Here is a 26959-nt window from a genome sequence, read left to right as displayed (position 1 = left end):
GCGCGCTCGGCGGCCATCGCCCAAGTCCACCCAGCGCCGATCCGGCCCGCCCGCGGCTTTGTCCTGCTCCGTCGTCGCTTGAGCCCTCGTCCTGCCAGGCCGCCCTTTCCAAGCCCGCTCGGGTGGCTGCTTGTCTTTCCAGCGGGCCTGGCGCGCAGTCGCTTTCGCGGAGGTCACCGCGTGCTCCGCGCGTTGTCCAAGGCGGTAGCCACTGCCTTGGCGAAGACTTCACCCAACAGAACGGGAACGGCGTTCCCGAGCTGACGCATCTGCTCTCCTCGTGGACCCTCCAGCACCCAATTGTCCGGGAACGTCATCACGCGAGCCGTCTCCCGGACAGTCATGTACCGGTGCTTGTACCTCCATCCGCCCGGAGCGGAGGGGTCGCGAGCGCGGTCGTCTGTCAGCATCACTGACTCACCCCCCGGCACCCCGTGGACGCCAGCCTTCACCGTTTTCGCCGGGCGGTCCAGCTCGTTCGGGGTGTGCCCCTTGTAGATGCGCGCACCGGGCCAGCCGATGTGGTTCGTCACGCCGCCCAGGTAGCGCTCCTGTCGGTCGAGGTGTGCCCAGGGAACGGGCGGCAGTGGCGGCTCACCGTTCAGTCCGGCGAGCGCGTCACGGAATGTCCGCCAGGGGAGGAGTGACGCCTCCTCGGTATCGAACGCGGTCTGCTTCGGCAGGTCCGCCATGACTCGATCGCGGACGTGGTCCGGCACTTGGTGGCGGTCCCAGTAGTCGCCCTCCCGCATGGAGCGGAGCAGGGCGGCATGTGAGTGGGTGGGCTTCACGCTCCGCTCGAACGCCTCAATGTCCACCCCGAGGTCTCGGCGGAAGGCGACGATGATCACCCGGTTCCTGACCTGCGGCACCCCGTAGTTCGCCGCGTTGACGTTAGTAGCGACGACGTCATATAGCTCGTGGCCCCCGGACGGGTCGGAGGTACGGCCAACCTTCAGGTCGGCATCGTAAGCACGCAGGAGCGCGTCGTGCTCCTGCCACGTGCTGTCCGGATCGCGTTCCAGGTACGGATATGCCAACTCCCGCAGGATGTACTTGAAGTAGGGCTCGAAGGACTTACGCCGAAGACCGACCACGTTCTCGCAGATGACGGCCTTCGGTTGGATCTCGCGAACGGCACGGAACATTTCCGGGAACATGTTCCGCTTGTCCTCGTCGCCCTTGGCGATCCCCCCCAGGCTGAACGGCTGACATGGCGGCCCGCCAGCCAGCACGTCAACCTTGCCACTCAGGTACTTCATGTCGAGCGCGCGGACATCGCCCTTGACGAGGGGGACGGGCCCGCCAGGCTCCGGGATCCACTCCTCCGGGCCCCGCTCCTTGGCGCCGTTCGCCTCCAGTGTCTCGCAGGCGCGTGTGGCGACCTCGCTGTAGAGGAGCGGCCTGAAACCCGCCCGCCCGACGGCCATGGCCAGGCCGCCACCGCCGGCGAACAGCTCCACCGCCGTACGGTCAGGAGATCGTTCTTCTTGCTGCTCAGACATTGTAAAACCATACCGCGGAGTAGGGCTCATTGGAAAGGGTAATGCACTGAGTCATCACCCGAGTCAAGAGGGCACGTGGGTTTATGGCGTGCGATGCCACCAGTCGTAAAAGCGCGCGCCGACGTACTCGCGAGAGCCCCCTCGCGCCGAACGGCGGCCGAGGAGAGGACAGGCACCGATCCGGCCCCCTACGGGAGGGTCATCTCGGACCTCGGCACCTGGCTGGTGACGACGGCCGCCTCTACGACGCCGTCGCTGACACCTCCGCGAGGCCGCGTCAAGTCGGCGTGGTCGCCACACTCCAGCAGTTGCGACGATCGCCCAGTAACGGGGCCAACGGATCTGGCCATGGAGATTGGCGGGCACTGGGCATACCGCGCGAGGCCGAAGGAGCTGGGTGGCCCTGTCAGGCAGGTGGAGATCGTTCGGGTGGGTGGCCGTGGCAGGTCTGACTGGATCCACGTCCGGTTCCTGGAAGGCGATGACGTCGGCCTGCAGGAATGGGTCAGTCCGGGCTGCCTGGTAGCGCCATGGCCAGACGTCGACGCGTTCCGCGCGGATGACGAGGCAGAGCTCAGACTGATCGAGGCGTCACGCCACGTACGCGGCAGCACGGATTTCGAGGCCGCGCGCTTGATCCTCGGGTTCGTCCGGCCGAAGAACAGGCTGCGCCTCCGCCGAGGGGTCGCGGACGCGGGAGTTCTGGAACTGAGCCGACTCGACGAGACAGCGCCGCTCATCGGAATGGACGCCACCGCGCTCCGCAGGGACCCGATGGTGCACGAGAACCGTGCCGGCATGTGCCTGGCCGGCTGGCCGGTCACCGAGCGCGTCGCCCGCCAGGTAGCGGGTCGGCTCGCCGACGAGATCCTCCCTGAGGTGGACCGCAAGCAGCAGGACATCGACCAGGAGCGCGCACAGCCCTCCTGGTACTCCTACCGTCGTCGGGACGACCGCAAGTTGGATGCGGAGGCGGCCGTCCTGCGGACTGTCCGGGCGTGGTGCGGCGAGGACAAGGCTGAACGCTACGACGAGTTGGTCGCACTGCGCGAAGAGGTCATCAGACTCGGCCAGCTGGTGGAGAAGGCGGTCAAGGCTCTACGTGACCGTGGGCACGGCGTCATCGCCTCCACCATTGAGCGCGACCTTGGCGTCCATATCGCCAGCCTTGATCCTGACGTGCGTCGATAGAGCCGCGCCACGGCTCCGGGGTCGGCTTCGGCGGCTCGGGCCGTGCCGCAGGCTGCTCCTTCTCCGGCCGGTGCGGGTTCCAGCCGTCGAGAAAAGGCCGTAGCTGATCTCCGGTCGGTTCCGCGTAGAAGTCGATAGCGGCCAGGCCCTTGCCGTTGATCGTGGGGTCCAGCCGGTCGGCCTCCGTCTTCCCCCAAGCCGACCACTCTCGAAGCCGATCGGCTTCGACGGCGTCGTCCGATGTGGCGGCGGCTTCGTCCAGAGCGACGCAGAACACCCGGATCTCTCCAGCCACCCTCCACTGCTCCAGGGCTGTGCCGAAGTGCTCCGCCCGTAGGGCGTGAACCGCCTTGATCGAGGCGGCACTGACGGCGGACTCCCACTCCCGCCTCTCGCGCTCCTCCCGCTCCGCCTCCAGACGCCGACGCTCCGCCTCCTGCCGCTCCCGCTCCTCTCGCTGGCGCCGCTGTTCGGCATCCCGTTCCAGTCGAGCCTGCTCCTGCTCCTCCGCGCGCGCCTTCAGCGCCCGGAACACCGAACCGACCTGCTCCTCCAACGGCTTCTTGGCGGTGTCGGCCCATTCCTCCTTCCAGCCGTAGCTGTGGCCGTAGCCGTAGCCCGAGTGCTGGCTGATCCGCAGATCCAGCTCGCCGGACGGCTCGAACCTGTGCGCCGGCGTCACCCGCTGCCAGTCGTACGTACGTCGGCCCGGCTGCTTGGGCACGTACCGGACCTGCTTCTGCCGTTCGCGGAAACTGACCTCGTACGTCCTGCCGTGGACGGTGAGCAGGGGCCTGGGCTGCTTGAGCTTCTTGGACACCGTGATCTCGCCGTGGCGGGCGAGTGCCTGCTCGGCGAGGAGCCGGAGCAGCGAGAGGACTCGGGGCAGGACCTCCTCCGAGATCTCGAAGGCACTGTGGTCCGCAGTGACAGCGGCGATCACGTCCTCGACATCGCTGATCACCCGGCTGCGCGCCAGCCGGATCCGGTTCCACTCGGTGTCGTCCTCCCCGGACACCCTGAGCAGACCGAGGAAGAAGTCCCCCTTCGCCCGGCCGCTGTACTTCAGGTGGTACCCCTCGGGCGCACACTGCCGGGCAGCGTCGAACGCCCTGCGGTAGCGAGCCCGCTCCTCTTCGCTGGGGTTCGGGATGCGAAGGAACCGCCCAGCTTGCTGCACCTCGGCGATCAAGGAAGCTCCGACTTCCGCCGGTGACGGCCGTGAGGGCTTGGGGGCGTGCTGTGGCGTGGGCTTCGTCGCGGACGCGGCTGTGGCTTGCTTCTGCGGTGGAGGTGCCGGCCGTTGCTCGGGGTGTGCGGACCGCTGCTTGCGCTGGACCGGCTCCGGCCGGTCCGGGTGATGGCCGTGCTCCAGGTAGAAGCGTCCGGCGTCGGTGATCTCCGCCTGCCACTTCCCATCCTTCTTGGGCATGATGATCAGACCCCGCCCCTTGAGTGCGCGGGCCGTGACGGCGAGTTCGGGGCTGTCTGAGGTGACCGGGTCGGAACCGTCCCCGATGCGGGTGAGGAGCGCGAGCTGCCGGTCGTTTAACGGAGACCAAGGGTGCATGGCGATCGTCGTACCGTCTGTGATCGGCCTCGCACAAGCCGTAGGGACGCGCCTTCCGACTGTGAGCGTCACAGAGCACGCTCGAAGGTGGACGGCCGCTCGGCTGGGAGCCGCTGGGGAGCCGGTTCTGGAAGTCGGCTCCCAAATGGCTCCCAGAACGGGGCGACAAAGCAGATCAGGCCCGGTGCTGATCTCTCAGCACCGGGCCTGACCTGGTGTTTCTCTGTCGGGGTGGCGGGATTTGAACCCACGACCTCTTCGTCCCGAACGAAGCGCGCTGCCAAGCTGCGCTACACCCCGATGTCGCCGTTGTTGTCCTGGCGACGACGTTTACTTTAGCCCACCGGCGGCCGGAGACGAAATCCGGTTTCTGGCGGGGTCAGGCGCGGGGGGTCAGGGTCAGGAGGGTGGCCTCCGGGGGGCAGGCGAAGCGGACCGGGGTGTAGCGGTTGGTGCCGCAGCCGGCGGAGACGTGGAGGTACGCCGTGTGGCCGCCCGCGCGGTGGGTGGACAGGCCCTTCGCGCGGTCCGTGTCCAGGTCGCAGTTGGTGACCAGCGCGCCGTAGAAGGGGACGCACAGCTGGCCGCCGTGGGTGTGGCCGGCCAGGATCAGCGGGTAGCCGTCGGCGGTGAAGGCGTCCAGGGACCGCAGGTACGGGGCGTGGACGACGCCCACCGACAGGTCGGCGTCCGACTCCGGGCCGCCCGCGACCTTCTCGTACCGGTCCCGCTTGATGTGCGGGTCGTCCAGGCCCGTGAAGGCGAGCTCCAGGCCGTCCACCTTGAGGCGGCCGCGCGTGTTGGTCAGGTTCAGCCAGCCCGCCGCGTCGAAGGCGTCCCGGATCTTCTCCCACGGGTTGTGGACGGCGCCGACGGCCGGCGGGTTGCCGTTCAGGCCGTGCCGGCCCTGGAGCTTCTCGAACAGGTAGCGGGCCGGGTTGCGGAGCTTGGGGCCGTAGTAGTCGTTGGAGCCGAAGACGTACACGCCCGGGTAGTCGAGCAGCGGGCCCAGCGCGTCCAGCAGCTCCGGTACGCCCTCCGGGTCGGAGAGGTTGTCGCCGGTGTTCACGACGAAGTCGGGGCGCAGGCCCGCCAGCGTCTGGAGCCACCGCTGCTTCTTGCGCTGGCCGCTCACCATGTGGATGTCGGAGACCTGGAGCACCCGCAGGGGACGCGTGCCGCGCGGCAGGACCGGGACGGTCACCCGGCGGAGCCGGAACGAGCGGGCTTCGAAACCGGCGGCGTAGGCCAGACCGGCCGCGCCCAGTGCAGTGATGCCGAGGGGTACTCCGTATCGCGCGCGCATGAGTCCATGGTCGCAGACGGGGGGAGGGGCGGCAGAACCCCGGGCGAGGTCGGGGCGGCGAGGGACGGGAGAGACGCGGGGAAAGCGGGCGGGCGGGAGGGAGAGACGCGGGGAAATGCGGGGGCGGGGGGCGTGGGGCACCTGTCATGCTGGTTCGTATGACCACGCTCAAGTCCAAGTTGCAGGAAGACCTCACGGAGGCGATCAGGGCGCGTGACGAGCTCCGCTCCTCGACCCTTCGGCTCACCCTCGCCGCCGTCACCAAGGAGGAGGTCTCGGGCAAGCAGGCCCGTGAGCTCTCCGACGACGAGGTGCAGAAGGTGATCGCCAAGGAGGCGAAGAAGCGCCGTGAGGCGGCCGAGGCGTTCGCCCAGGGCGGTCGCGCCGAGCAGGCCGAGCGGGAGCACGCGGAGGGCGAGATCCTCGACGCCTACCTGCCGAAGCAGCTGACGGACGACGAGCTGCGCGGGATCGTGGCCGAGGCCGTCGAGGAGGCCAGGGCGGGCGGCGCCGAGGGGCCGCGTGCGATGGGCGCCGTGATGAAGATCGTGAACCCGAAGGTGGCGGGCCGGGCCGACGGCGGCCGCGTCGCCGCTGTCGTGAAGCAGCTGCTCGCGGGGTAGCGCGGGAGCCCCGGTACGCGATGAGGGCGTCCCCCCTGGCCAGGGGGGACGCCCTCATCGCTGTTCCGGTGGCCGCTAGCGGTCGCGGCCTCCGTTGCCGTTGCCGTTGCCGTTGCCGTTTCCGCCGATCAGGTTCGTCGGGAAGGAGAAGCCGGGGCGCGGTTCGTTACCGCCGTTGCCGCCGCCCGGCTTGTCGTCGCCGGGGGCCGGGGGCTGGGGCTTCGGGGGGTCCGGGATCGGCACCCTGGTGAAGTTCGGCGCCGGGTGGCCCTCCAGGGCGCCCGCCACGGCGTCCTTCCAGATCGGCCCCGGGACCTGCCCGCCGAAGACCTTGTCGTGGTATCGCCCGCCGATGGTGATGTACTCCATCTTCACCTGCTGGGTCGGGCTGCCGACCCAGACGGCGCCGGACATGTTCGGCGTGTAGCCGACGAACCAGGCGTTGCGGCGGCTGTCGGTCGTACCCGTCTTGCCGGCGCTGTCACGGGACTGGAGGCCGGCGGCCTGGCCCGTACCGGAGTCGATCACGCCGCGCAGCAGCGTGTTGATCGTGTCCGCCGTCCGCTCGGTCATCGCGCGCTCACACTTCGAGCGCGGCACCTTCAGGCTGCGGCCCTCGCTCGTCTTGATCGACTCGATGGCGGTGGGGGTGCAGTACGTGCCACGGTTGGCGAAGGCGGCGTACGCGGACGCCATGGTCAGCGGCGACATGCCCTGCGAGCCCAGCGTCAGCGCCGACGGCTTCTCGGGCAGCTTCTTGTCGTCGCCCATGGTGACGCCCAGCTTGTCGGTCATCTCGACGACCGGGCACATGCCGGTCTCGGCGAGCATCTGCACGAAGTACGTGTTGACCGACATGGCCATGGCGTCCTTGAGCGCGTACGGGCCGACCTCCGACTCGTTCTCGTTCTCGACCGTGTCCTTGCCCCAGTTGCGCCAGGGCTTGCCGCTGCACGTCTGGACCGAGTCCGGGTACGGCATCTTGAACGGTGACGAGTAGGTCTGCGTCGGCGGCTTGCCCTGCTCTATGGCGGCCGCGGCGACGAACGGCTTGAACGTCGAACCGGTCGGGAAGCCGAAGTTCGAGCCGCCCATGCTCCGGTTGACCGAGTAGTTGATCTGCGTCTCGTTCTTGTCGAAGCCGTACGGCTTGGACTGGCCCATCGCGAGGATCTTGCCCGTGCCGGGCTGGACCATCGTGATCGCCGCGGCGACCTTGTCGGACTGGTAGACGTGGTCCTTCAGTGACTTCTGCGCGGACCTCTGCGCCTGCGGGTCGAGCGTGGTCCTGATCGTCAGGCCACCGCGGTTCCAGACCTTGGCGCGCTCCTCGCGGGACTTGCCGAAGACCGGGTCGGAGAGGAAGACCTCGCGGACGTAGTCGCAGAAGAACCCGGCGCCGTCGCGCGCGGTGATGCAGCCGTTCTTCGGCCGCGTCACCTTCAGCTTGATCGGCTCGGCCTTCGCCTTGTCGGCCTCCGCCTGGCTGATGTCGCCGACGGCTGCCATCCGCTGGAGGACGATGTTGCGGCGGTTGGTGGCCTCCTGCACGTCGTTGACGGGGTCGTACCGGCTGGGCGACTGGACGAGCCCGGCGAGCATCGCGGCCTCGCCGAGGTCCAGGTCCTTGGCGCGCTTGGAGAAGTACCGCTGCGACGCCGCCTCGATGCCGTACGCCTGCTGGCCGAAGAAGGTGATGTTCAGGTAGTTCTCGAGGATCTTCTTCTTCCCGAGCTCCTTCTCCACCTGGATCGCGTACTTCAGCTCCTGGATCTTGCGGCCCAGGGTCTTCTGGGTGGCCTGCGCGACCTTGTCGCGGTCGTCACCCGCCTCCTCGACGAAGACGTTCTTCACGTACTGCTGCGTCAGCGTCGAGGCGCCCTGCGTCGCGCCGCCCTCCTGCGCGTTGCGGTTGACCGCGCGCAGGATGCCCTTGAGGTCGATGGCGCCGTGCTCGTAGTAGCGGGAGTCCTCGATCGCGATGATCGCCTTCTGCATGTACGGCGAGATCTCCTCCAGCGGGACCACCGTGCGGTCGCGGGAGTAGACCGTGGCGATCAGACCGCCGTCGGCGTCGAGGATCTGGGTGCGCTGGCTCAGCGGTGGCCTCTTCATGTTGGCCGGGATCTCGTCGAACCCCTGGACCGTCCCCTTCGCCGCGAGGCCCAGGGCTCCCGCCGCGGGCATCGCGATGCCGGCGAGGACGACTCCGGAGAGCACGCTGACACCGAGGAACTTGGCGGCCTGCTGGGTCGCGGTCAGACCCCCGCCCGAGCGGTTCTTTGGCATGGGGGCAGCCTACGTTCTCATTCCCCGGACACGCGTATATGCCTTGGCCTAAGCTGGTCACAACTGTCACAGCGGTCGCACGCCCGCGCCGCCGTGGCCAGCCGCACCGTGGTCGCCCACTCTCCCGTACGGCATCACGGCGCCTCCCGCCCGGTAGTACGTCCCACCCCCCACCTCGCGTTCAACGACGACGCGACGCATCGCCTGTTTCCCGGTGTGTACGGATATGCCCCGTCCGGCTCAAGGGGGTTGCCCTGCTTCGGGCGATTCGTCCGGCATGTCCTCGGGTCACTCCCCTGGGTGATCTGCCGCGTACGCATAGTCCGTTCGGGCCATTCAAGATTGGGCCCGACGGGGGTGTTGCGCTGTGTCCACCTTCCGTAACGTCCTCAACTGGCAGCGGTGAATATGCCGCTGTCGCCGTGGGGGAGCCTCGATTCGGGAGAGGACGGCGCCGGCATGGGCTGGGTAGCTGACTGGAGTGCGCAGGCGGCCTGCCGCACTACCGATCCGGATGAACTGTTCGTACAAGGAGCGGCGCAGAACAGGGCCAAGGCGGTGTGCACCGGGTGCCCGGTGCGGACCGAGTGCCTGGCCGACGCGCTGGACAACCGCGTCGAGTTCGGCGTGTGGGGTGGGATGACGGAACGTGAGCGGCGTGCCCTGCTGAGGCGGCGGCCGACCGTGACCTCCTGGCGGCGCCTCCTGGAGACGGCGCGCACGGAGTACGAGCGCAGCGCGGGCATCCTGCCGGTCGCGCTCGACGACGACGAGACGTACGAGACGTACGCGGCGGCCGGCTGAGCCGTCGACGGGCCGGTGCCGCGGCACTTCGGCGCTTCCTTGCTGCGGTAGTACGGCAGTAGTGCGTCGTGGGTCTGCGGGACGGCGCGTCCGCGGGGCCGCAGGCGGTACGTCGCTGTCGGCGGCCGACAGGTGGCCGCGGGGCGGCGCGAGCGGCGTGGGTGTCTCGTGGCGCGGCGCGCCGGGGCTCAGCGGGCCTGTCGCGGTGCCGCCAGGTGTGCGCCGATGGCGCGCAGGGCGGCCAGGTCGTGGACGTCCTCTGCGAGCGCGGGGACCTCCGTCACCGGTACGTCCGGGTGCAGCGTGGAGAAACGGTCCCGCGTGCGCCGCTCACGGTCGAGCACCTGCATCCGCTCCGCGTGGAGCCGCAGGAGCCCCGCCGTGAACTCGGCGACAGCGGGCGGGGCTTCGGGAGTGGGGTCGGGTGCGGGAGCCTCGGGGGAGGTGGCCGCCGGGCCACCCACACGAGTCTGCCCGGCCACCCGATCCGCCATGCGGGGCCCGTCAAGATTCTCCGCCGCCGCGAGGGCCCGCTCCGCCGACAGCTCCCCGGCGGCGCTCCCGTGCACCCGGTTGAGTACCAGCCCCTGGAGCGGCATGTCCTCCGCGGCCAGCCGCTCCACGAAGTACGCGGCCTCCCGCAGCGCGTCCCGCTCCGGCGCGGCCACCACCAGGAACGCCGTGCCGGGCGCCTGGAGGAGCCGGTACGTCGCGTCCGCCCGCGTACGGAAACCGCCGAACATCGTGTCCATCGCCGCCACGAACGTCTGCACGTCCCGCAGCAGCTGACCGCCCAGCAGCTTCCCCAGCGTGCCCGTCATCATCGACATGCCGACGTTCAGGAACTTCATCCCCGCCCGGCCGCCCACCTTCGCCGGGGCCATCAGCGCCCGGATCAGACGGCCGTCCAGGAACGACCCCAGCCGCTTCGGCGCGTCCAGGAAGTCCAGCGCCGACCGCGACGGCGGCGTGTCCACGACGATCAGGTCCCACTCGTCGCGCGCCCGCAGCTGGCCCAGCTTCTCCATCGCCATGTACTCCTGCGTGCCCGCGAAGCCGGCCGACAGCGACTGGTAGAAGGGGTTGGCCAGGATCGCGCGGGCCCGCTCCGGGTCCGCGTGCGCCTCGACGATCTCGTCGAACGTGCGCTTCATGTCCAGCATCATCGCGTGCAGCTCGCCGCCCGCCGCCGCGTCGATGCCCGGCACCCGGCGCGGGACGTTGTCCAGTTCCTCGATGCCCATCGACTGCGCCAGCCGACGGGCCGGGTCGATCGTCAGGACGACCACCTTCCGGCCCCGCTCCGCCGCCCGCAGGCCCAGCGCGGCGGCCGTCGTCGTCTTGCCGACCCCGCCCGAGCCGCAGCACACGACGATCCGGGTCGCCGGGTCGTCCAGCAGCGGGTCCACTTCCAGCGCGCGCGTGGCGCCGGGCGCCGGTGTCGCTCCAGGTGTCGCTTCCACGGCCGTCATGCGTCGCTCACCCCGAGGCTCCCCCGCAGTTCCCTGGCCAGCCGGTACAGCCCGGCGAGGTCCACACCGCCGCCCAGCAGCGGCAGTTCGTACGCCGGCACCTGGAGCTTCGCCAGCGCCTCCCGCTGCTCCCGCTCCAGCTCCACCCGCCGCGCGTGCTCGGCCGCCTCCGCGAGCAGCGGGTCCACCAGCCGTTCGGCGCCGTCCACCCCGGCCGCCACCAGGGCCCTGGCCACGTCGGCGCGCCGGTCACCGGCGGCGGCCCGTACCGCGTCCTCGTCGAGGAGGCGCGGGCGGACCATGTTCACCAGCACGTTCCCCACCGGCAGCCCGGCGGCGCGCAGCTCGGCGACGCCGTCCGCGGTCTCCTGGACCGGCATCTCCTCCAGCAGGGTCACCAGGTGCACGGCCGTCTCGGGCGACTTGATGACCCGCATCACCGCCTGCGCCTGGTGGTGGACCGGGCCCATCCGGGCCAGCCCCGCCACCTCGTCGTTGACGTTCAGGAAGCGCGTGACGCGGCCCGTCGGCGGGGCGTCCATCACGACGTGGTCGTAGACGAACCGCCCGGCCTTGTCCTTGCGGCGCACTGCCTCGCAGGCCTTGCCGGTGAGGAGCACGTCCCGCACGCCCGGGGCGATGGTCGTCGCGAAATCGACCGCGCCGAGCTTCTTCAGCGCGCGTCCGGCCGCGCCCAGCTTGTAGAACATCTGGAGGTAGTCGAGCAGCGCCTGTTCGGCGTCGATCGCGAGGGCGTACACCTCCCCGCCGCCCGGCGCCACGGCGATCTTGCGTTCCTCGTACGGGAGCGGCTGCGTCCCGAAGAGCTGTGCGATGCCCTGTCTGCCTTCGACCTCCACGAGGAGGGTCCGTTCGCCCTCCGTCGCGAGGGCGAGCGCGAGGGCGGCGGCGACCGTCGTCTTACCGGTACCGCCCTTTCCGCTGACGACCTGGAGCCTGCTCACAGGGCGAGCGTAACCAGTGGCGTGACGGCCCATGCAGGAGGCCGCCCCGGGGCCGTGCGCGGCAGCGGCTACAGTCGGCCCATGACCAAGTGGGAATACGCGACCGTGCCGCTTCTCGTGCACGCGACCAAGCAGATTCTGGACACCTGGGGCGAGGACGGCTGGGAGCTGGTCCAGGTCGTCCCCGGCCCGAACAACCCCGAGCAGCTCGTGGCCTACCTGAAGCGGGAGAAGGCGTGACCGGGCGCGTCGAGGCCGCGCTCGCCGAGCGGGGCCTGACGCTGCCGCAGGTCGTGCCGCCGCTGGCCGCGTACCAGCCTGCCGTCCGGTCCGGTGCGTACGTGTACACGGCGGGCCAGCTGCCCATGGTGGACGGCAAGCTCCCGGTCACCGGCAAGGTGGGCGCCGAGGTCACCCCGGAGGAGGCCTACGACCTGTCCCGCGTCTGCGCGCTGAACGCGCTGGCCGCGGTGAAGTCCGTGGTGGGCGACCTGGACCGGATCGCGCGCGTCGTGAAGGTCGTCGGCTTCGTCGCGTCGGCGCCCGACTTCACGGGGCAGCCGGCCGTGCTGAACGGCGCGAGCGAGCTGCTGGGCGACATCCTCGGCGAGGCCGGTGTCCACGCCCGGAGCGCGGTCGGCGTGGCGGTGCTGCCGCTGGACGCGCCCGTGGAGGTCGAGATCCAGGTGGAGCTGACGCCGGAGGGCTGAGCCCCTGCCCGGGCCCCGTACCGGCCCCGGTACGCCCTGCGGCCCTGCGTGCGCGAAGGCGACGCCCACGCGCGCGCGGGGCCGCGTTTCCGTACCCCCCGCCGTGCTGCCGGGGGAGCCCTCGAACATCCCGTCCGATCGGCATAGGCTCCGGCCATGTCCAATGGTCAGTGGTACCCACCGGAATGGCCCGACCGCATCCGCGCCCTCGCGGCCGGTGAGCTGACGGCCGTGGCGCCCCGGCGCGCCGCCACCGTGATGTTGCTGCGCGGCGCCGGCGGCACGACCGAGGTGCACATGCTGCGCCGCCGCACCTCCATGGCCTTCGCGGGTGGCGCGTACGCCTATCCCGGCGGCGGCGTCGATCCGCGTGACGAGCAGCGGCCGGTGCGCTGGGCCGGGCCCACGCCCGCCGAGTGGGCCGAGCGCCTCGGCGTGACCACCCCGGCGGAGGCGCGGGCCATCGTGTGCGCGGCGGTCCGCGAGACGTACGAGGAGGCGGGTGTCCTCCTGGCCGGGCCCACCCCGGACTCGGTGGTCGGCGACCCCACGGGCGGCGACTGGGAGAAGGCCCGCGCCGCGCTCGTCGCGCGAGAGCTGTCGTTCGCGGAGTTCCTCGACGAGCGGGACCTGGTGCTGCGCTCCGACCTGCTGGGGGCCTGGGCGCGCTGGATCACCCCCGAGTTCGAGCCGCGCCGCTACGACACGTGGTTCTTCGTCGCCGCGCTCCCGGAGGGCCAGCGCGCCTCCAACGCCTCCACGGAGGCCGACCGGACCGTGTGGACCCGCCCCGCCGACGCCGCCGCCGGGTACGACAGGGGCGAGCTGCTGATGATGCCGCCCACCATCGCCACGCTGCGCGCCCTCACCGCGTACGACTCCCCGGCGGCCGTCCTGGACGCCGCCCGCGAGCAGGACCTCACGCCCGTCCTCGCGCGGGCGCGCCTCGACGGCGACCGGGTGGTGCTGAGCTGGCCCGGGCACGACGAGTTCACCAAGCACGTGCCGGGCACGGCCGACCCCGCCGGTGCCCCCGGAACCGCCGGGGCCTCGCACGCCGGAGGCGCCGTATGACCGACGCGTCCGTCCTGCCCGGCCAGCCCCGCGGCGCCGTCGTGTCAGGCCCCGCCACCGAGCGGGCCGTGAACGTCCTGGCGCCCAACCCGTCCGCGATGACCCTGGACGGCACCAACACCTGGGTGCTGTCCGAGCCGGACTCGCCGCTCGCCGTCGTCGTGGACCCCGGACCCCTCGACGAGGGCCACCTCGCGCGCGTACGGGACACCGCCGAACGCCTCGGCAAGCGCGTCGCCCTGACGCTGCTCACGCACGGCCACCCCGACCACGCGGAGGGCGCCGCCCGGTTCGCCGAGCTGACCGGGACGCCCGTACGGGCCCTGGACCCGGCGCTGCGGCTCGGCGAGGAGGGCCTGGCCGCTGGCCAGGTCATCGAGGTCGGCGGACTGGAACTGCGGGTCGTGCCGACGCCCGGCCACACCGCGGACTCGCTCAGCTTCCACCTGCCCGCCGACCGCGCCGTGCTGACGGGCGACACGGTCCTGGGGCGCGGCACGACGATGGTGGCGCACCCGGACGGGCGGCTCGGGGACTACCTGGACTCGCTGCGGCGGCTGCGGTCCCTGACCGTGGACGACGGCGTGCACACCGTGCTGCCGGGCCACGGGCCGGTCCTGGACGACGCGCAGGGTGCCGTGGAGTTCTACCTGGCGCACCGCGCGAACCGGCTCGCCCAGGTGGAGACCGCCGTGGAGGACGGCTACACGACGCCCGCGGAGGTCGTGGCGCACGTGTACGCGGACGTGGACCGGTCCCTGTGGCCCGCGGCCGAACTGTCCGTAAGGGCACAGCTGGAGTACCTCTCGGAGCACGGGCTGATCTGACGCGCGTCGGCGCCCGGGGCCTGACTCCAGGTCGTGGCGAAGTCGGTACGCGTTCGCGACAGCGGGCGGGGTTCCCGGCGGCGGGGGATGCTTTACGCTCCCTTTACATCAGTCGCAGAGCCATGTGTCGTACCCGGGGGGATCTTCGTGTTTGTCCTATCCATCCTGCTGCTCATAGCCGCGGTGGTGCTGTTCTTCGTCGGGCGCGGCGAGGGCCGCGGCGCCTTCCGGCTCGGCGCGGTCGGCGCGGTGCTCGCCGGCCTGCTCGCGGGGGTGGTGAGCTGCGTGCACGTCGTCGGCGCGTACGAGGTCGGCGTCCCGGTGACGTTCGGCAAGGTCGGTACGCCGATGACGCCGGGCATGAACGTCATCTCGCCGTTCACCACCGTCACCACCTTCTCCACCCGCCCCGTGGACCTGAACCTGTCCGACAAGGACGTGGTGGAGGTCCGCTCCTCGCAGGGCGGCGTCATGTACGCGGAGCTGACCGTGAAGTGGGCGGTCAAGCCGTCCAAGGCGGTCGAGCTGTACCGGCTCGCGGGGAACGAGGCGGCGATCCAGCAGCGGCTGGTCTTCCCGGACAGCCGGGAGATCGTCCGCAACGTCTTCGCGCGCCACACGAGCGAGGAGGGCTACACCTCCGCCCGCGAGAAGATCAACGCCGAGATCGGTGAGCTGATCAAGGAGCGCCTGGCGCCGCGCGGCATCGATGTGACGACCGTCAACCTGCGGAACGTGAAGCCGTCCGACCAGCTCCAGGACCAGATCGACCGCAAGATCCAGCAGCAGCAGGCCACCGAGCGCGCCCAGGAGGCCGCCCGTACGGCCACGGCCGAGGCCGAGCGCCGCCGGATCGAGGCGGAGGGCATCGCCCGCGCCAACAAGATCCTCACCAGCTCGCTGACCGACAAGGTCCTGCTCAACCAGTGCATCGAGGCCTTCAAGGAGGCCGCGGCGAAGAACCCGGTGTACACGGTGCCGTGCGGCGGCGGCGGCGGCACGCCGGTGATCGTGGACGGCAAGAAGAACTGACGCGCGGCCCTTGGGCCGTACGTGCGCGAAGGGCCGCCCCGCAGTCGCTGCGGGGCGGCCCTTCGCGCACGTACGCGCTACAGGAGGTCGGCGGGAGCGCTGGAAGACCGGCGTGTGGCTCGGCGCGGGAGCACGTGGCTCAGCGGGAGCGCTTCGCCAGGCGCTCGACGTCCAGCAGGATCACGGCGCGCGCCTCCAGGCGCAGCCAGCCGCGGCCCGCGAAGTCGGCCAGCGCCTTGTTGACGGTCTCGCGGGACGCGCCGACGAGCTGGGCCAGCTCCTCCTGGGTGAGGTCGTGCACCACGTGGATGCCCTCCTCCGACTGGACGCCGAAGCGGCGCGACAGGTCGAGGAGCGCCCGGGCGACACGGCCCGGCACGTCGGAGAAGACCAGGTCGGACATCTGGTCGTTGGTCTTGCGCAGGCGGCGGGCGACGGCGCGCAGCAGGGCCGACGCCACCTCGGGGCGGGCGTTCAGCCAGGGCTGGAGGTCGCCGTGGCCCAGGCCGAGCAGCTTCACCTCGGTCAGCGCGGTCGCCGTGGCCGTACGCGGACCCGGGTCGAACAGGGACAGCTCGCCGATCAGCTCGCCCGGGCCGAGGACGGCGAGCATGTTCTCGCGGCCGTCGGGGGACGTGCGGTGGAGCTTGACCTTGCCTTCGGTGACCACGTAGAGCCGGTCGCCCGGGTCGCCTTCGTGGAAGAGCGCGTCGCCGCGGGCGAGCGTCACCTCACTCATCGAGGCGCGGAGCTCCGCGGCCTGCTCGTCATCGAGCGCCGCGAAGAGCGGGGCGCGCCGCAGAACGTCGTCCACGAGTTCACTCCTATGTCGACCTGCTCAGGGACGTTGGTCCCCATGATGCCGGACTGTGGGGTGCTCTTCCGGGGGACGCTGTGGGACGCGGCCCCGGGGGCGTCCGGCCCCCGCAGGTTATTTGCCGTGCGATCAATCACAACAAGTTTGACGTACTGATACGCGTGTCCGTACGTCAGGGGCCCGATTGGGTCCACATCACCCGTGCCCAGGGCGGATGTCGGTGGCTCCGCTTAGGCTGGCCGGGTGTCCAATTCGCCGGTGAGAGCGCACACCGAGGGGGCCGGGAGAGTGTCCGGGAACGTGTCCGGGGAGCAGAATTCCGCTGTGGGCGAACAAGCCCCGGCGGCATCCAGGAAAATCGCGCAAAAGCGGACTAAAGCGACAAAGAAGGCGAGCGTGCCGGAATCCCGCCTCGCTCTGGTGCGCCGGGCGCGGCGGATCAACCGCGAGCTCGGCGAGGTCTACCCGTACGCCCATCCGGAGCTGGACTTCCGCAATCCCTTCGAGCTGCTCGTGGCGACGGTGCTGTCCGCCCAGACGACCGACCTGCGGGTGAACCAGACGACGCCGGCGCTCTTCGCCCAGTACCCCGCCCCGGAGGACATGGCGGCGGCCGTACCGGAGGAGCTGGAGCAGATCATCCGGCCCACCGGCTTCTTCCGCGCCAAGGCCCGCTCCCTGATCGGCCTCTCCACGGCCCTGCGCGACCGGTTCGACGGTGAGGTCCCCGGGCGCCTGGAGGACCTGGTCACGCTGCCCGGCGTCGGACGCAAGACGGCGAACGTGGTCCTGGGCAACGCCTTCGGGGTCCCCGGCATCACCGTGGACACGCACTTCGGGCGGCTGGTCCGCCGCTGGAAGTGGACCGAGGAGGAGGACCCGGAGAAGGTCGAGGCGGTCGTCGCCGACCTCTTCCCGAAGTCCGAGTGGACGATGCTCTCGCACCGGGTGATCTTCCACGGCCGCCGCATCTGCCACGCCCGCAAGCCCGCGTGCGGCGCCTGCCCGATCGCGCCGCTCTGCCCGGCGTACGGGGAGGGCGAGACCGATCCGGAGAAGGCGAAGAAGCTGCTCAAGTACGAGATGGGCGGGTACCCGGGGCAGCGCCTCGCCCCGCCGCCGGACTTTCCGGGCCGCCCGGCAGCCCCTCTGGGCACGGGCGACGCGGACGCGACCGAGGAGGCGGTCTGAGCGGGCGGAACGATCTCGGGGCCGGGACGCGTTGGGTGAGCGGGGGTGCTTGTGACGCGCGCGAGGAGACGGCGGGTGAGCCGGGGCTGTCGGCCGGCGCGCGCGAGGAACGCTGGGTGCTGGTGAACCGGGGGTGCCTGTGACGCGTGCGAGGGAAGACGCCGGAGGCGGCGGCGGGCTGCCGTCCGTGGACGTCAGCGTGGAAGGGCTGCCCGCCTGGCTGGAGCCCGTGGCCAAGGCGGCGCACACGATCGAGCCCGAGCAGCTCAGCCGGTTCCTGCCGCCGCCGGAGGGAGGCCGCCAGGCCGCCGTGCTGATCCTCTTCGGCGAGGGTGAGCGCGGGCCCGAGCTGCTGCTGATGGAGCGCGCCGGGACCCTCCGCTCGCACGCCGGGCAGCCGTCCTTCCCGGGCGGCGCCCTCGACCCGGAGGACGGCGACCCCGCCACGCTCGGCCCGCTGCGCGCCGCCCTGCGCGAGGCCGAGGAGGAGACCGGCCTCGATCCGTCGGGCGTCCAGGTCTTCTCCGTACTGCCCCGCCTGTACATCCCGGTGAGCGGCTTCGTCGTCACGCCCGTACTCGGGTGGTGGAGGGAGCCGAGCCCGGTCGGCGCGGTGGACCCGGCCGAGACCGCCCGGGTCTTCACGGCGCCCGTGGCGGACCTCGCGGACCCCGCCAACCGCGCCACGGCCGTCCACCCCAGCGGCTACAAGGGCCCCGCGTTCCTGGTCGAGTCGGCCCTCGTCTGGGGGTTCACGGCCGGGCTGATCGACCGGCTCCTCCACTTCGCCGGGTGGGAGGAGCCGTGGGACCGGGGGAGGCAGGTCCCGCTCGACTGGCGTGCATGACAGGCTGACTGCTGGGCTCCGCGGCCGTACGGGGCCACCGGAGACGAATCTGCGAGGCTAATGACGGTGAACGTGCTGGACATCCTGCTGCTGGTCGCCGCCGTGTGGTTCGCGATCGTCGGGTACCGACAGGGGTTCGTGGTCGGCATCCTGTCCGTGATCGGGTTCCTCGGCGGCGGGCTGGTCGCCGTCTACCTGCTGCCGCTCGTGTGGGGACCGCTGACGGGTGACGCCGAGGTCTCCACGGCCGCGGCCATCGTCGCCATCGCCGTCGTGCTGATCCTGGCCTCCGTGGGGCAGACCCTCACCACCCACCTCGGCAACAAACTGCGCCGCCACATCACCTGGTCGCCCGCCCGCGCCCTCGACGCGACGGGCGGCGCGCTGGTCAACGTGGTGGCGATGCTCCTCGTCGCCTGGCTCCTCGGCAGCGTGCTCGCGCAGACGGTCGTGCCCGCGGTCGGCAAGGAGGCCCGTGACTCACGGGTGCTGCTGGGCGTGACGGAGGTGATGCCCTTCAAGGCCGACGCCCTGTTCTCGGACTTCACGTCGATGCTCGCGCAGAACGGCTTCCCGCCGGTCTTCAGCCCCTTCGCGAACGAGCCCATCACCGAGGTCCGCCCGCCCGACCCGGCCCTCGCCAACAGCCCGGTCGCCGCCCGCGCCCAGCAGTCCATCGTCAAGGTCGTCGGCACGGCGAGCGGCTGCGGCAAGGTCCTGGAGGGCACCGGCTTCGTCTTCGGCGAGCGCCGCGTCATGACCAACGCGCACGTGGTGGGCGGCGTCGACGAGCCGACCGTGCAGATAGGCGGCCAGGGGCGGCTGTACGACGCGACGGTCGTGCTCTACGACTGGCAGCGCGACATCGCCGTCCTGGACGTGCCGGACCTCAAGGCCAGGCCGCTGGAGTTCACCGAGACCGACGCGCGCAGCGGCGACAGCGCCATCGTCGCCGGGTTCCCGGAGAACGGCGCGTACGACGTGCGCTCGGCGCGCGTCCGGGGCCGCATCAACGCCAACGGCCCGGACATCTACCAGCGCGGCGAGGTCCGCCGCGACGTGTACTCGCTGTACACGACGGTCCGCCAGGGCAACTCCGGCGGCCCGCTCCTCACCGAGGACGGCAAGGTATACGGCGTGATCTTCGCGCGGTCCCTGGACGACGCGAACACGGGGTACGCGCTGACGGTGGACGAGATCCGCGAGGACATCACGCTCGGCCTGAGCGCCAACCAGCAGGTGGACAGCCAGAGCTGCGCCCTCTGACACCACGGCGGAGGCCCGGCGCGCCGCTCGGTCGCGGGCGCCGGGCCTTTCGGCGGGCGCCGGACTGTTCGGCAGGCGTCGGGCCCCTAGCGGGCGGCGGGCGGCGGGCGCTTGGCGGGCGCGGGGCGCTTGGCGGGCGGGTCCGGGCCTTCGCCCGGCCGCCGGGCCCCTGTGGCGGGCGTGGGGCGTCCACAGGGCGGGCGTCAGCTGTACGCGGTGTCCGCTGCGCGCGCGTCGAACCCTGTGGCGGGCACCCGCTGTTCGGGCGCCTGCCCCGGCTCGTACCGCGAGATGGGCGTACGCGTGCGTACGTGCGTGAGGTGCGGGCCCGTACGGCCACGCGCCGCGGGGTCAGTCGCGCTGATGCCGCAGGCGCGCGGAGACCCAGCGGGCCCGGCGGCGCAGGATGCGCGGGATGCCGAGGCGGGCGTCCAGCTCCGGGTCGCGCGGGCTGCCGCTCCTCTCGGGAGGCGGCACCGCGGCGGTGCGGCGGTTGCGTGCGGCGTCAACTTGGTCGTGCGTCCAGCCCATACCCGGACGTGTGCCCGGGCCCCAAGGTCGGTAACCGCCCGGGGGACGGCCAATTGGCCTATGCGCCGGGCATTTGGCCGATCGTAGGACCGCGGTTCCCGCCGGTTCACGCACCTTCAGACGGTCAGCGGCCCGGGGCGTGGGCTCAGCGGTCCGGCTCGGGGTCCTTCAGCCAGTTCACGAGCTCCGCCGAGAACGCCAACGGGTCCTCCTCGTGCGGATAGTGGCCAAGGCCGTCGAACAACCGCCAGCGGTACGGGGCTTCGACGTACTGGCCGGAACCCGCCGCGCTGCGCGTGCGCATCACCGGGTCGGCGGAGCCGTGCAGATGGAGCGTAGGCACGCGCACGGGCCGCTTCATGCGCCGGTTGAACTGGATGCCGTCGGGGCGGGCCAGCGAGCGGACCATCCACCGGTACGGCTCGATGGAGCAGTGCGCCGTGGAGGGGATCGCCATCGCCCGCCGGTACACGTCGAGGGACTCGTCGTCCGGCTCGCACGGCCCGGACCACTCCCGGATCAGGCGCCCCACGAGCGCCGCGTCGTCCGCGACCAGCCGCCGCTCGGGCAGCCACGGCCGCTGGAAGCCCCACACGTACGAACCGGCGCGGGTCTGCGCGAAGTCCGAGAGCATCGCCGAGCGCCACCGCCGCGGGTGCGGCATCGACGAGACGGCCAGGCGCCGCACCAGCTTGGGCCGCATCACCGCGGCCGTCCACGCCAGGTACCCGCCCAGGTCGTGGCCGACCAGCGCCGCGTCCGGCTCGCCCAGGGACCGTACGACCCCGGTGATGTCGAGCGCCAGGTTCGCCGGGTCGTAGCCCCGCGGCGTACGGTCGCTGCCGCCCACACCCCGCAGGTCCATCGCCACGGCGCGGAACCCGGCTTCGGCGAGCGCCGGCAGCTGGTGCCGCCACGTCCACCAGAACTGCGGGAAGCCGTGCAGCAGCAGGACGAGCGGACCGTCGCCCATCTCCGCGATGTGGAACCGCGCCCCGTTCGCCGCCACGTCGCGGTGCGTCCACGGGCCGTCGATCCGGACGGGGCCGCCGGGGGCGCCGGTACTGCTCTCAGGGACGGTCATACGGACGAGCGTGCCACAGCCGCGGCCTTCTCCTGGACGGCGGAGGAGCCGGGGCGGGGGTGCGGCTTGACGTTCTGCAGCACCGCGGCGGTCCGCTTCACGGACGCCGCGGTCTTCTGCGGGCCCTTGCCGCGCTTCGCCTTCTTCGCGAACACCGCGCCGACGAGGGCCAGCAGGCCCGCCACGACGACGTTCACCGCGAAGGAGAGCAGGAAGCACACCGACATGTGCCAGCCGGTCCACGCGCGGAAGCCGTACGCGAGCGCGAAGCTCAGCATCGGCAGCGAGAAGAGCAGCACCATGCCGGCCGCCAGGAAGCCCATGCCGCTGATGGCACCGCGCTTGACGTCCTGCCGGAGCTGGGCCTTGGCCAGGGCGATCTCGTCGTGCACCAGCGCGGACATCTCGGTGGTCGCCGAGGCGACCAGCTGACCGAGACTGGCCTCTGCACCGTTCCCGGCGATACCGGTCCTCCCGGCGGGGTGGCTCATGGTCTCGCTCCCTCTCTCGTCAACGGTCCGACCTCAGATCATGCCGGACTGCTGCCGTTCTCGCGCGCCGCCCCCGCCTCCTCGGCACGGCGGCGGTGCTCCGCGGCCTTCCGCTCGTAGATGTCGGCGAGGCGGCGGTGGTGGTCGGGGTCGTCCACCTCGTAGACGTCGGGGATGCCGCTCATGTCCTCGTCACGCTCCTCCGCCTCGACCATGGCCTGGTACTTCCGGACGCGGAGCTTCAGCAGGACGGTGGCGAGGAGCGCGGCGAGGAACGAGCCCACGAGAACGGCGGCCTTGACCTCGTCGGTCAGTTCGGTGTTGCCCTCGAACGCCAGCTCGCCGATCAGCAGGGAGACGGTGAAGCCGATGCCGGCGAGGGTGGCGACGGCGAACAGGTCCGCCCAGGCCAGGTCCTCGTTCAGCTTGGCGCGGGTGAAGCGGGCGGTCAGCCAGGTGCCGCCGAAGATGCCGAACGTCTTGCCGAGGACCAGGCCGAGGACGACGCCCAGGGTCTCCGGCTGGGTGAAGACGTCCCGCATCGCGCCGCCGGACACGGCCACGCCCGCCGAGAACAGGGCGAACATCGGCACCGCGAAGCCGGCGGACAGGGGACGCACCATGTGCTCGATGTGCTCGCCGGGGGAGTGGTCCTCGCCCTCGCGGCGCGAGCAGCGGAGCATCAGGCCCATGGCGACACCGGCGATGGTGGCGTGGACGCCGCTGTTGTACATCAGGCCCCAGATCGCCAGGGCGATCGGCACGTACACGTACCAGCCGCGCACGCCCTTGTGGAGCAGGAACCAGAAGAGGACCAGTCCGGCGACGGCGCCGCCGAGCGCGGCGAAGTTCAGGTCGCTGGTGAAGAACACCGCGATGATCAGGATCGCGAACAGGTCGTCCACCACGGCGAGCGTGAGGAGGAAGGCCCGCAGCGCGGAGGGCAGCGACGTGCCGATGACGGCCAGGACGGCGAGCGCGAACGCGATGTCGGTGGCGGTCGGGACCGCCCACCCGTCGAGTGAACCGCCGCCGGTCGTGTTGACCACCACGTAGACGAGGGCGGGGGCGATCATGCCGCAGAGCGCGGCGACGACGGGCAGCGCGGCGGCCTTGGGGTCGCGCAGCTCGCCCGCGACCATCTCCCGCTTGAGCTCGATACCGGCGACGAAGAAGAAGATCGCGAGGAGGCCGTCGGCCGCCCAGTGCTGGATCGAGAGGTTCAGCCCGAGGGCGGAGGGCCCTATGTGGAAGTGGCGGACCGACTCGTAGCTCTCGCTCAGCGGGGTGTTCGCCCAGATGAGGGCGGCGATGGCGGCGAGGAGCAGCAGGACGCCACCGACGGTCTCGGCGCGCAGGGCGTCCAGCACGAAGGTCCGCTCGGGCAGCGACAGCCGGGCCAGGAGCCTGCGCTCGGCGGCAGTGGCGGTGCTGCTGCTGCCGGTGCTGCCGGTGTTGCTGGTGCCGTTGGGGTCGGGCGTCTTGGGCGCGGCCACGGTTCGGGGACCTCCGGTGGTGTCGGTGGACATGGCGAGTCACATGCCGACCAGACTTCCCGGCGCCCCATTGGATTTTTATCGCTTTGTAGATGCGACGCACACCATACAGGCAGGACGCAAGGGCTTATCGGATCATCGTCACTTTAAGCGCAAAATGGACGCCCGGCGCGACGTCACAGCCCTCCCTCCCCCCATGCCCCCCGACCGCCCAACCACTCCTCCCGACCCCCCGGCACCCCGGGCCCCAGCGTCAGCGACGGCCCCTCCAGCACCACCGGGCCTGCCAGCGCTGACCTGCTCCCCAGCACCACCGGCCCGGCACATCAACAGGCGCGCCGCCACCCTCCAGCCCACGTCGGCCCAGCCCCCACGCTCGCCCCCTCGAACCGGTCGGCCCCGCCGGCCTGGGCCGCCAGCTCTGGCGGCGGCACCGTCCGTCCGCCACGGTCGCCCCCTCCCACTGGTACGTCCCCGACGCCCTGGGCCGCCAGCTCTGGCGGCGGCGCCCTCCGTCCGCCACGGTCGCCAGCTCCAGCCGGTATGGTCCCGACGCCCCGGCCCCCAGCGCCGGCGGCGCCCTGGGAACCGGGACGACCGGCCCCGGCACGTGAGCCGTTGCCGAGCCCCATCGCGTCAGCCGTTACCGATCTCAGCCGGTCGGCGCTCGCCACCACCGGAGCCAACCCCGCCGGACCCCGCGATCAGCGCCGACCGACCCCAGTACGTCAGCCGTTACGAGGCCGAGAAGCCGACCGTTGCCCATGCCGGGCACGGCACCCGGCGCCCGGCGGTTGGCCGTGCCCGACTCGGCCGTCTGCCTTGGAAGTCCGGGTCAGCGCCACGGGCACGGCGCGTCAGCCGTTACCGGCCCCCAGCTGGTCAGCCTCTCGTGCCTCCGGCCCCCCGGCACCAGCGGCTGCCGACCTGGCGCGTCAGCCGTCACGGCCCGGCCGTTGCCCCGTGCTGGCTGCGGGCGGTCAGCCGTGGCCAGTTTGGTCGGTTTCACTGTCAGCGTGGCGAGCCGTTCGTAAGCCGTGCCGTGCCGAGCCGCTCGCGGGCCGTACCGAACCTGACTGTCAGCCCGTGGCCGACCCCGTCCGCAGGGACAGCCGGTCGTCCGGGCAGCAGCGCTGACCGGCACGTTCGTCAGTCCTCACCCGCCTGGCCGTCGCCTTGGCGGGGCCATCACCGAGGGCACTGCCCGGCGCCGAACCCGCGCCCGTCGCACCGGCCCCACAGGGGTGACCCATCAGCTCTCGTCGGACAGGCGGCGGTCGGCCCTCGCCGACCGCTGCCCCGTCGGTCCCGCTCCCCGTTGCGGCCGACAGCCCGGCCGACCGGGCCCGCCCATGAGGTCGGGCCCGGCCCACCAACCAGCCGGTTGCGGCCGTCAGCCCGGCCATCAACCCCGGCGCGTCAGCCCGTCATTCCCGGCCGGCCCCGATCGGCCCGGGCTCGGCGGCCGCCGCCCAGCAGCCGGGTCACGCCAGCCGCCCGGGCTCGTCGGCCGCCGCCGGTCGGCCTCGCCGCGAGGGGCGGGCCGACCGACACCGCCGACCCGTCAGTCCTCGCTGCTCGCGGACGGGAGCTTGGCCTGGATCAGGTCCATCACGGACGAGTCCGTCAGCGTCGTGACGTCACCCAACTCCCGGTTCTCGGCGACATCGCGCAGCAGCCGCCGCATGATCTTGCCGGAGCGGGTCTTGGGCAGCTCCGCCACGGGCAGGACGCGCTTCGGCTTGGCGATCGGGCCGAGCGTCGCGCCGACGTGGTCGCGCAGTTCGGCGACGAGCGCGTCGGGGTCCGCCTCGGCCGCCTTCGCCACGCTGCCGCGCAGGATCACGAACGCCACGATGGCCTGGCCGGTCGTCTCGTCGGCGGCGCCCACGACCGCGGCCTCCGCGACCTTCGGGTGCGACACGAGCGCCGACTCGACCTCGGTGGTGGAGATGTTGTGGCCCGACACGAGCATCACGTCGTCCACCCGGCCGAGCAGCCAGATGTCGCCGTCCTCGTCCTTCTTGGCCCCGTCGCCCGCGAAGTACTTGCCCTCGAAGCGGGACCAGTACGTGTCGATGAACCGCTGGTCGTCGCCCCAGATGGTGCGCAGCATCGACGGCCACGGCTCCGTGAGCACCAGGTAGCCGCCCCCACCGTTGGGCACCTCGTTGGCCTCGTCGTCCACGACGGTCGCCGCGATGCCGGGCAGCGGCCGCTGCGCCGAACCGGGCTTGGTCTCCGTCACACCGGGCAGCGGCGAGATCATCATCGCGCCCGTCTCCGTCTGCCACCAGGTGTCCACGATCGGGCAGCGGCCGCCGCCGATGTGCTCCCGGTACCAGATCCACGCCTCCGGGTTGATCGGCTCCCCCACGGAGCCCAGGACGCGCAGGCTCGACAGGTCGAACTTGGCGGGGATGTCGTCGCCCCACTTCATGAACGTCCGGATCGCGGTCGGCGCCGTGTAGAGGATCGTGACGCCGTACTTCTGCACGATCTCCCAGAACCGGCCCTGGTGCGGCGTGTCCGGCGTGCCCTCGTACATGACCTGCGTCGCGCCGTTCGCCAGCGGCCCGTACACGATGTACGAGTGGCCGGTGACCCAGCCGATGTCGGCGGTGCACCAGTAGACGTCGGACTCCGGCTTCAGGTCGAAGACGGCGTGGTGGGTGTAGGCCGCCTGGGTGAGGTAGCCGCCGGAGGTGTGCAGGATGCCCTTCGGCTTACCAGTGGTGCCGGAGGTGTAGAGGATGAACAGCGGGTGCTCCGCCTCGAACGCCTCGGGAACGTGCTCGGCGCTCTGCCGGTCCACGATGTCGTGCCACCAGACGTCCCGGCCCTCGGTCCAGGCCACGTCCTGCCCGGTGCGGCGCACCACGAGCACCCGCTCGACCCCGTCGACCCGGCCCAGTGCCTCGTCCACGGCCGGCTTCAGAGCAGACGGCTTGCCGCGCCGGTAACCGCCGTCGGCGGTGATGACCACCTTGGCGTCGGCGTCCTGGATACGGGCGGCGATGGCGTCCGCCGAGAAGCCGCCGAACACCACGGAGTGCGCCGCGCCGATCCGGGCGCACGCCAGCATGGCCACGGCCGCCTCGGGGATCATCGGCATGTAGACCGCGACCCGGTCGCCCTTGCGGACGCCGAGCTCCGTCAGCGCGTGCGCGGCCCGGCTGACCTCGTCCTTGAGCTGGGCGTACGTGATGGCGCGGCTGTCGCCCGGCTCGCCCTCGAAGTGGATGGCCACCCGGTCCCCGAGCCCGGCCTCCACATGGCGGTCCACGCAGTTGTACGCCACATTGAGCTTGCCGTCGGCGAACCACTTGGCGAAGGGCGGGTTCGACCAGTCGAGCGTCTCGGTGGGCTCGGTGGCCCAGCTGAGACGGCGCGCCTGCTCGGCCCAGAAGCCGAGCCTGTCCGCCGCCGCCCGCTCGTACGCGGCGGCCGTCACATTGGCCCGCGCGGCCAGCTCGGCGGGCGGGCTGAACCGACGCTCTTCCCGCAGCAGGTTGGCCAGGCTCTCGTTGCTCACGACATCTCCCATTCCCAGGGCGTCCGATGTGTCCCGGCCCATAGCTCACCAGCCGGATGCGCGGGTGACAAGGGTTTCCAGCGCATTGGTTTAGACCTCTCAGGCGGATGGCTGAAGCCGGGCGCTCCGGACGGCACGTACGGTCGGGCGGCACCTCCCCGAGCCGCCGCCGGGTGCGTGGACGAGCGGGGCCACCCACCCCCACCACGTCCCCGCCCCGCCGCGGGTTCACCCCGCACCCACTCCAACGCCCCGCCGTACGGGGGCGTGCCCGGCCCGAGACCCTCGCCGGATGATTCACCCGTGATGGTGATTAATCCTTCTATACGGCTC

At 71.6% G+C, this 26959-nt stretch carries 23 protein-coding genes and 1 tRNA gene; 11 read left to right on the top strand and 13 right to left on the bottom strand.

Annotated elements, in window-relative coordinates:
• Positions 1-173: 173 nt before the first annotated feature.
• Positions 174-1505 carry a DNA cytosine methyltransferase gene (locus J116_RS12275; protein WP_023587368.1) on the bottom strand — a complete coding sequence of 444 codons (1332 nt, stop codon included), beginning with the start codon at positions 1503-1505 and terminating at the stop codon, positions 174-176.
• 348 nt (positions 1506-1853) lie between these two features.
• Between J116_RS12275 and J116_RS12270 the strand changes: the two genes are divergently transcribed.
• Positions 1854-2696 carry a hypothetical protein gene (locus tag J116_RS12270; protein WP_023587367.1) on the top strand — a complete coding sequence of 281 codons (843 nt, stop codon included), beginning with the start codon at positions 1854-1856 and terminating at the stop codon, positions 2694-2696.
• On the opposite strand, the gene J116_RS12265 is transcribed toward J116_RS12270, so the two are convergent.
• The 3 genes from J116_RS12265 to J116_RS12255 all read right to left on the bottom strand — a co-directional run bounded on the left by J116_RS12265 (position 2626) and on the right by J116_RS12255 (position 5572).
• A complete protein-coding gene (locus J116_RS12265) occupies positions 2626-4266 on the bottom strand; it encodes a hypothetical protein (protein WP_023587366.1) in 1641 nt (546 codons plus the stop codon). The two genes, J116_RS12270 and J116_RS12265, sit on opposite strands and share 71 nt — an antisense overlap.
• Positions 4267-4492: 226 nt before the next feature.
• A tRNA-Pro gene (locus tag J116_RS12260) sits at positions 4493-4566 on the bottom strand.
• A gap of 79 nt (positions 4567-4645) precedes the next feature.
• Positions 4646-5572 carry a metallophosphoesterase gene (locus tag J116_RS12255; RefSeq protein WP_023587365.1) on the bottom strand — a complete coding sequence of 309 codons (927 nt, stop codon included), beginning with the start codon at positions 5570-5572 and terminating at the stop codon, positions 4646-4648.
• 158 nt (positions 5573-5730) lie between these two features.
• Here J116_RS12255 and J116_RS12250 point away from each other — a divergent pair, with 158 nt between their 5' ends.
• The gene (locus J116_RS12250) at positions 5731-6195 is read left to right on the top strand and encodes a GatB/YqeY domain-containing protein (protein WP_023587364.1); all 465 of its coding nucleotides are present in this window, start codon (positions 5731-5733) and stop codon (positions 6193-6195) included.
• A 75-nt stretch (positions 6196-6270) separates the two neighbouring features.
• On the opposite strand, the gene J116_RS12245 is transcribed toward J116_RS12250, so the two are convergent.
• Entirely contained in the window at positions 6271-8484 is a 2214-nt protein-coding gene (locus tag J116_RS12245) for a transglycosylase domain-containing protein (RefSeq protein WP_023587363.1), read from the bottom strand.
• Positions 8485-8943: 459 nt separating this feature from the next.
• On the opposite strand from J116_RS12245, the gene J116_RS12240 reads away from it, so the two are divergent.
• Positions 8944-9288, top strand: a complete 345-nt coding sequence (locus J116_RS12240) for a WhiB family transcriptional regulator (protein WP_023587362.1) — start codon at positions 8944-8946, stop codon at positions 9286-9288.
• A 188-nt stretch (positions 9289-9476) separates the two neighbouring features.
• Here the strand turns inward: J116_RS12240 and J116_RS12235 are convergent, their stop codons facing one another.
• Positions 9477-10760 carry an ArsA family ATPase gene (locus J116_RS12235; protein WP_023587361.1) on the bottom strand — a complete coding sequence of 428 codons (1284 nt, stop codon included), beginning with the start codon at positions 10758-10760 and terminating at the stop codon, positions 9477-9479.
• Positions 10757-11725, bottom strand: a complete 969-nt coding sequence (locus tag J116_RS12230) for an ArsA family ATPase (RefSeq protein WP_023587360.1) — start codon at positions 11723-11725, stop codon at positions 10757-10759. Before J116_RS12230 ends, J116_RS12235 begins: the two co-directional genes overlap by 4 nt.
• A gap of 81 nt (positions 11726-11806) precedes the next feature.
• Between J116_RS12230 and J116_RS12225 the strand changes: the two genes are divergently transcribed.
• The 5 genes from J116_RS12225 (at position 11807) to J116_RS12205 (ending at position 15368) form a co-directional block, all read left to right on the top strand.
• On the top strand, positions 11807-11965 hold the full coding sequence (locus J116_RS12225; protein ID WP_003967454.1) for a DUF4177 domain-containing protein: 159 nt from the start codon (positions 11807-11809) through the stop codon (positions 11963-11965).
• Entirely contained in the window at positions 11962-12435 is a 474-nt protein-coding gene (locus tag J116_RS12220) for a RidA family protein (protein ID WP_023587358.1), read from the top strand. Before J116_RS12225 ends, J116_RS12220 begins: the two co-directional genes overlap by 4 nt.
• A 156-nt stretch (positions 12436-12591) precedes the next feature.
• Entirely contained in the window at positions 12592-13509 is a 918-nt protein-coding gene (locus tag J116_RS12215) for an NUDIX hydrolase (RefSeq protein WP_023587357.1), read from the top strand.
• Complete coding sequence (locus J116_RS12210) at positions 13506-14336, top strand: MBL fold metallo-hydrolase (RefSeq protein ID WP_023587356.1); 831 nt, start codon at positions 13506-13508, stop codon at positions 14334-14336. Before J116_RS12215 ends, J116_RS12210 begins: the two co-directional genes overlap by 4 nt.
• Positions 14337-14483: 147 nt before the next feature.
• On the top strand, positions 14484-15368 hold the full coding sequence (locus tag J116_RS12205) for a prohibitin family protein (protein ID WP_023587355.1): 885 nt from the start codon (positions 14484-14486) through the stop codon (positions 15366-15368).
• Between the two features lie 139 nt (positions 15369-15507).
• Here the strand turns inward: J116_RS12205 and J116_RS12200 are convergent, their stop codons facing one another.
• Positions 15508-16182, bottom strand: coding sequence for a Crp/Fnr family transcriptional regulator (locus J116_RS12200; RefSeq protein ID WP_010473292.1), 675 nt, complete (start codon positions 16180-16182; stop codon positions 15508-15510).
• Between the two features lie 327 nt (positions 16183-16509).
• Here J116_RS12200 and nth point away from each other — a divergent pair, with 327 nt between their 5' ends.
• The 3 genes from nth (at position 16510) to J116_RS12185 (ending at position 19489) form a co-directional block, all read left to right on the top strand.
• Positions 16510-17376 carry an endonuclease III gene (gene nth / locus J116_RS12195; RefSeq protein ID WP_023587354.1) on the top strand — a complete coding sequence of 289 codons (867 nt, stop codon included), beginning with the start codon at positions 16510-16512 and terminating at the stop codon, positions 17374-17376.
• A gap of 139 nt (positions 17377-17515) precedes the next feature.
• Positions 17516-18223, top strand: a complete 708-nt coding sequence (locus J116_RS12190) for an NUDIX hydrolase (RefSeq protein WP_023587353.1) — start codon at positions 17516-17518, stop codon at positions 18221-18223.
• A gap of 66 nt (positions 18224-18289) precedes the next feature.
• Positions 18290-19489, top strand: coding sequence for a MarP family serine protease (locus J116_RS12185; protein WP_028963973.1), 1200 nt, complete (start codon positions 18290-18292; stop codon positions 19487-19489).
• Positions 19490-19840: 351 nt separating this feature from the next.
• On the opposite strand, the gene J116_RS12180 is transcribed toward J116_RS12185, so the two are convergent.
• The 5 genes from J116_RS12180 to acs all read right to left on the bottom strand — a co-directional run bounded on the left by J116_RS12180 (position 19841) and on the right by acs (position 26668).
• Entirely contained in the window at positions 19841-20020 is a 180-nt protein-coding gene (locus tag J116_RS12180) for a hypothetical protein (protein ID WP_023587350.1), read from the bottom strand.
• Positions 20021-20165: 145 nt separating this feature from the next.
• Entirely contained in the window at positions 20166-21104 is a 939-nt protein-coding gene (locus J116_RS12175) for an alpha/beta fold hydrolase (protein ID WP_023587349.1), read from the bottom strand.
• Positions 21101-21595 (bottom strand): phage holin family protein, encoded by a 495-nt coding sequence (locus tag J116_RS12170; RefSeq protein WP_023587348.1) that lies wholly within the window; start codon positions 21593-21595, stop codon positions 21101-21103. The genes J116_RS12175 and J116_RS12170 overlap by 4 nt, the downstream gene beginning before the upstream one ends.
• 38 nt (positions 21596-21633) lie before the next feature.
• Positions 21634-23091, bottom strand: a complete 1458-nt coding sequence (gene nhaA, locus J116_RS12165) for a Na+/H+ antiporter NhaA (protein WP_235617338.1) — start codon at positions 23089-23091, stop codon at positions 21634-21636.
• Between the two features lie 1564 nt (positions 23092-24655).
• On the bottom strand, positions 24656-26668 hold the full coding sequence (gene acs, locus J116_RS12160) for an acetate--CoA ligase (RefSeq protein WP_201258805.1): 2013 nt from the start codon (positions 26666-26668) through the stop codon (positions 24656-24658).
• Between the last annotated feature and the right edge of the window lie 291 nt (positions 26669-26959).

The sequence above is a fragment of the Streptomyces thermolilacinus SPC6 genome (genome assembly GCF_000478605.2).
GTDB lineage: Bacteria > Actinomycetota > Actinomycetes > Streptomycetales > Streptomycetaceae > Streptomyces > Streptomyces thermolilacinus.
The sequence above is the reverse complement of the archived record's forward strand: the minus strand, read 5'-3'. Positions and strand labels throughout refer to the sequence as shown.

Excerpts from the sequence above, each read along its gene's own strand:
- J116_RS12225 (WP_003967454.1), top strand. The coding sequence starts at position 11,807 with ATGACCAAGTGGGAATACGCGACCGTGCCGCTTCTCGTGCACGCGACC.
- J116_RS12270 (WP_023587367.1), top strand. The coding sequence starts at position 1,854 with ATGGAGATTGGCGGGCACTGGGCATACCGCGCGAGGCCGAAGGAGCTG.
- acs (WP_201258805.1), bottom strand. The coding sequence starts at position 26,668 with ATGGGCCGGGACACATCGGACGCCCTGGGAATGGGAGATGTCGTGAGC.
- J116_RS12210 (WP_023587356.1), top strand. The coding sequence starts at position 13,506 with ATGACCGACGCGTCCGTCCTGCCCGGCCAGCCCCGCGGCGCCGTCGTG.
- J116_RS12275 (WP_023587368.1), bottom strand. The coding sequence starts at position 1,505 with ATGTCTGAGCAGCAAGAAGAACGATCTCCTGACCGTACGGCGGTGGAG.
- J116_RS12245 (WP_023587363.1), bottom strand. The coding sequence starts at position 8,484 with ATGCCAAAGAACCGCTCGGGCGGGGGTCTGACCGCGACCCAGCAGGCC.
- J116_RS12255 (WP_023587365.1), bottom strand. The coding sequence starts at position 5,572 with ATGCGCGCGCGATACGGAGTACCCCTCGGCATCACTGCACTGGGCGCG.
- J116_RS12175 (WP_023587349.1), bottom strand. The coding sequence starts at position 21,104 with ATGACCGTCCCTGAGAGCAGTACCGGCGCCCCCGGCGGCCCCGTCCGG.
- J116_RS12250 (WP_023587364.1), top strand. The coding sequence starts at position 5,731 with ATGACCACGCTCAAGTCCAAGTTGCAGGAAGACCTCACGGAGGCGATC.
- J116_RS12215 (WP_023587357.1), top strand. The coding sequence starts at position 12,592 with ATGTCCAATGGTCAGTGGTACCCACCGGAATGGCCCGACCGCATCCGC.
- J116_RS12240 (WP_023587362.1), top strand. The coding sequence starts at position 8,944 with ATGGGCTGGGTAGCTGACTGGAGTGCGCAGGCGGCCTGCCGCACTACC.
- J116_RS12170 (WP_023587348.1), bottom strand. The coding sequence starts at position 21,595 with ATGAGCCACCCCGCCGGGAGGACCGGTATCGCCGGGAACGGTGCAGAG.
- J116_RS12180 (WP_023587350.1), bottom strand. The coding sequence starts at position 20,020 with ATGGGCTGGACGCACGACCAAGTTGACGCCGCACGCAACCGCCGCACC.
- J116_RS12235 (WP_023587361.1), bottom strand. The coding sequence starts at position 10,760 with ATGACGGCCGTGGAAGCGACACCTGGAGCGACACCGGCGCCCGGCGCC.
- J116_RS12265 (WP_023587366.1), bottom strand. The coding sequence starts at position 4,266 with ATGCACCCTTGGTCTCCGTTAAACGACCGGCAGCTCGCGCTCCTCACC.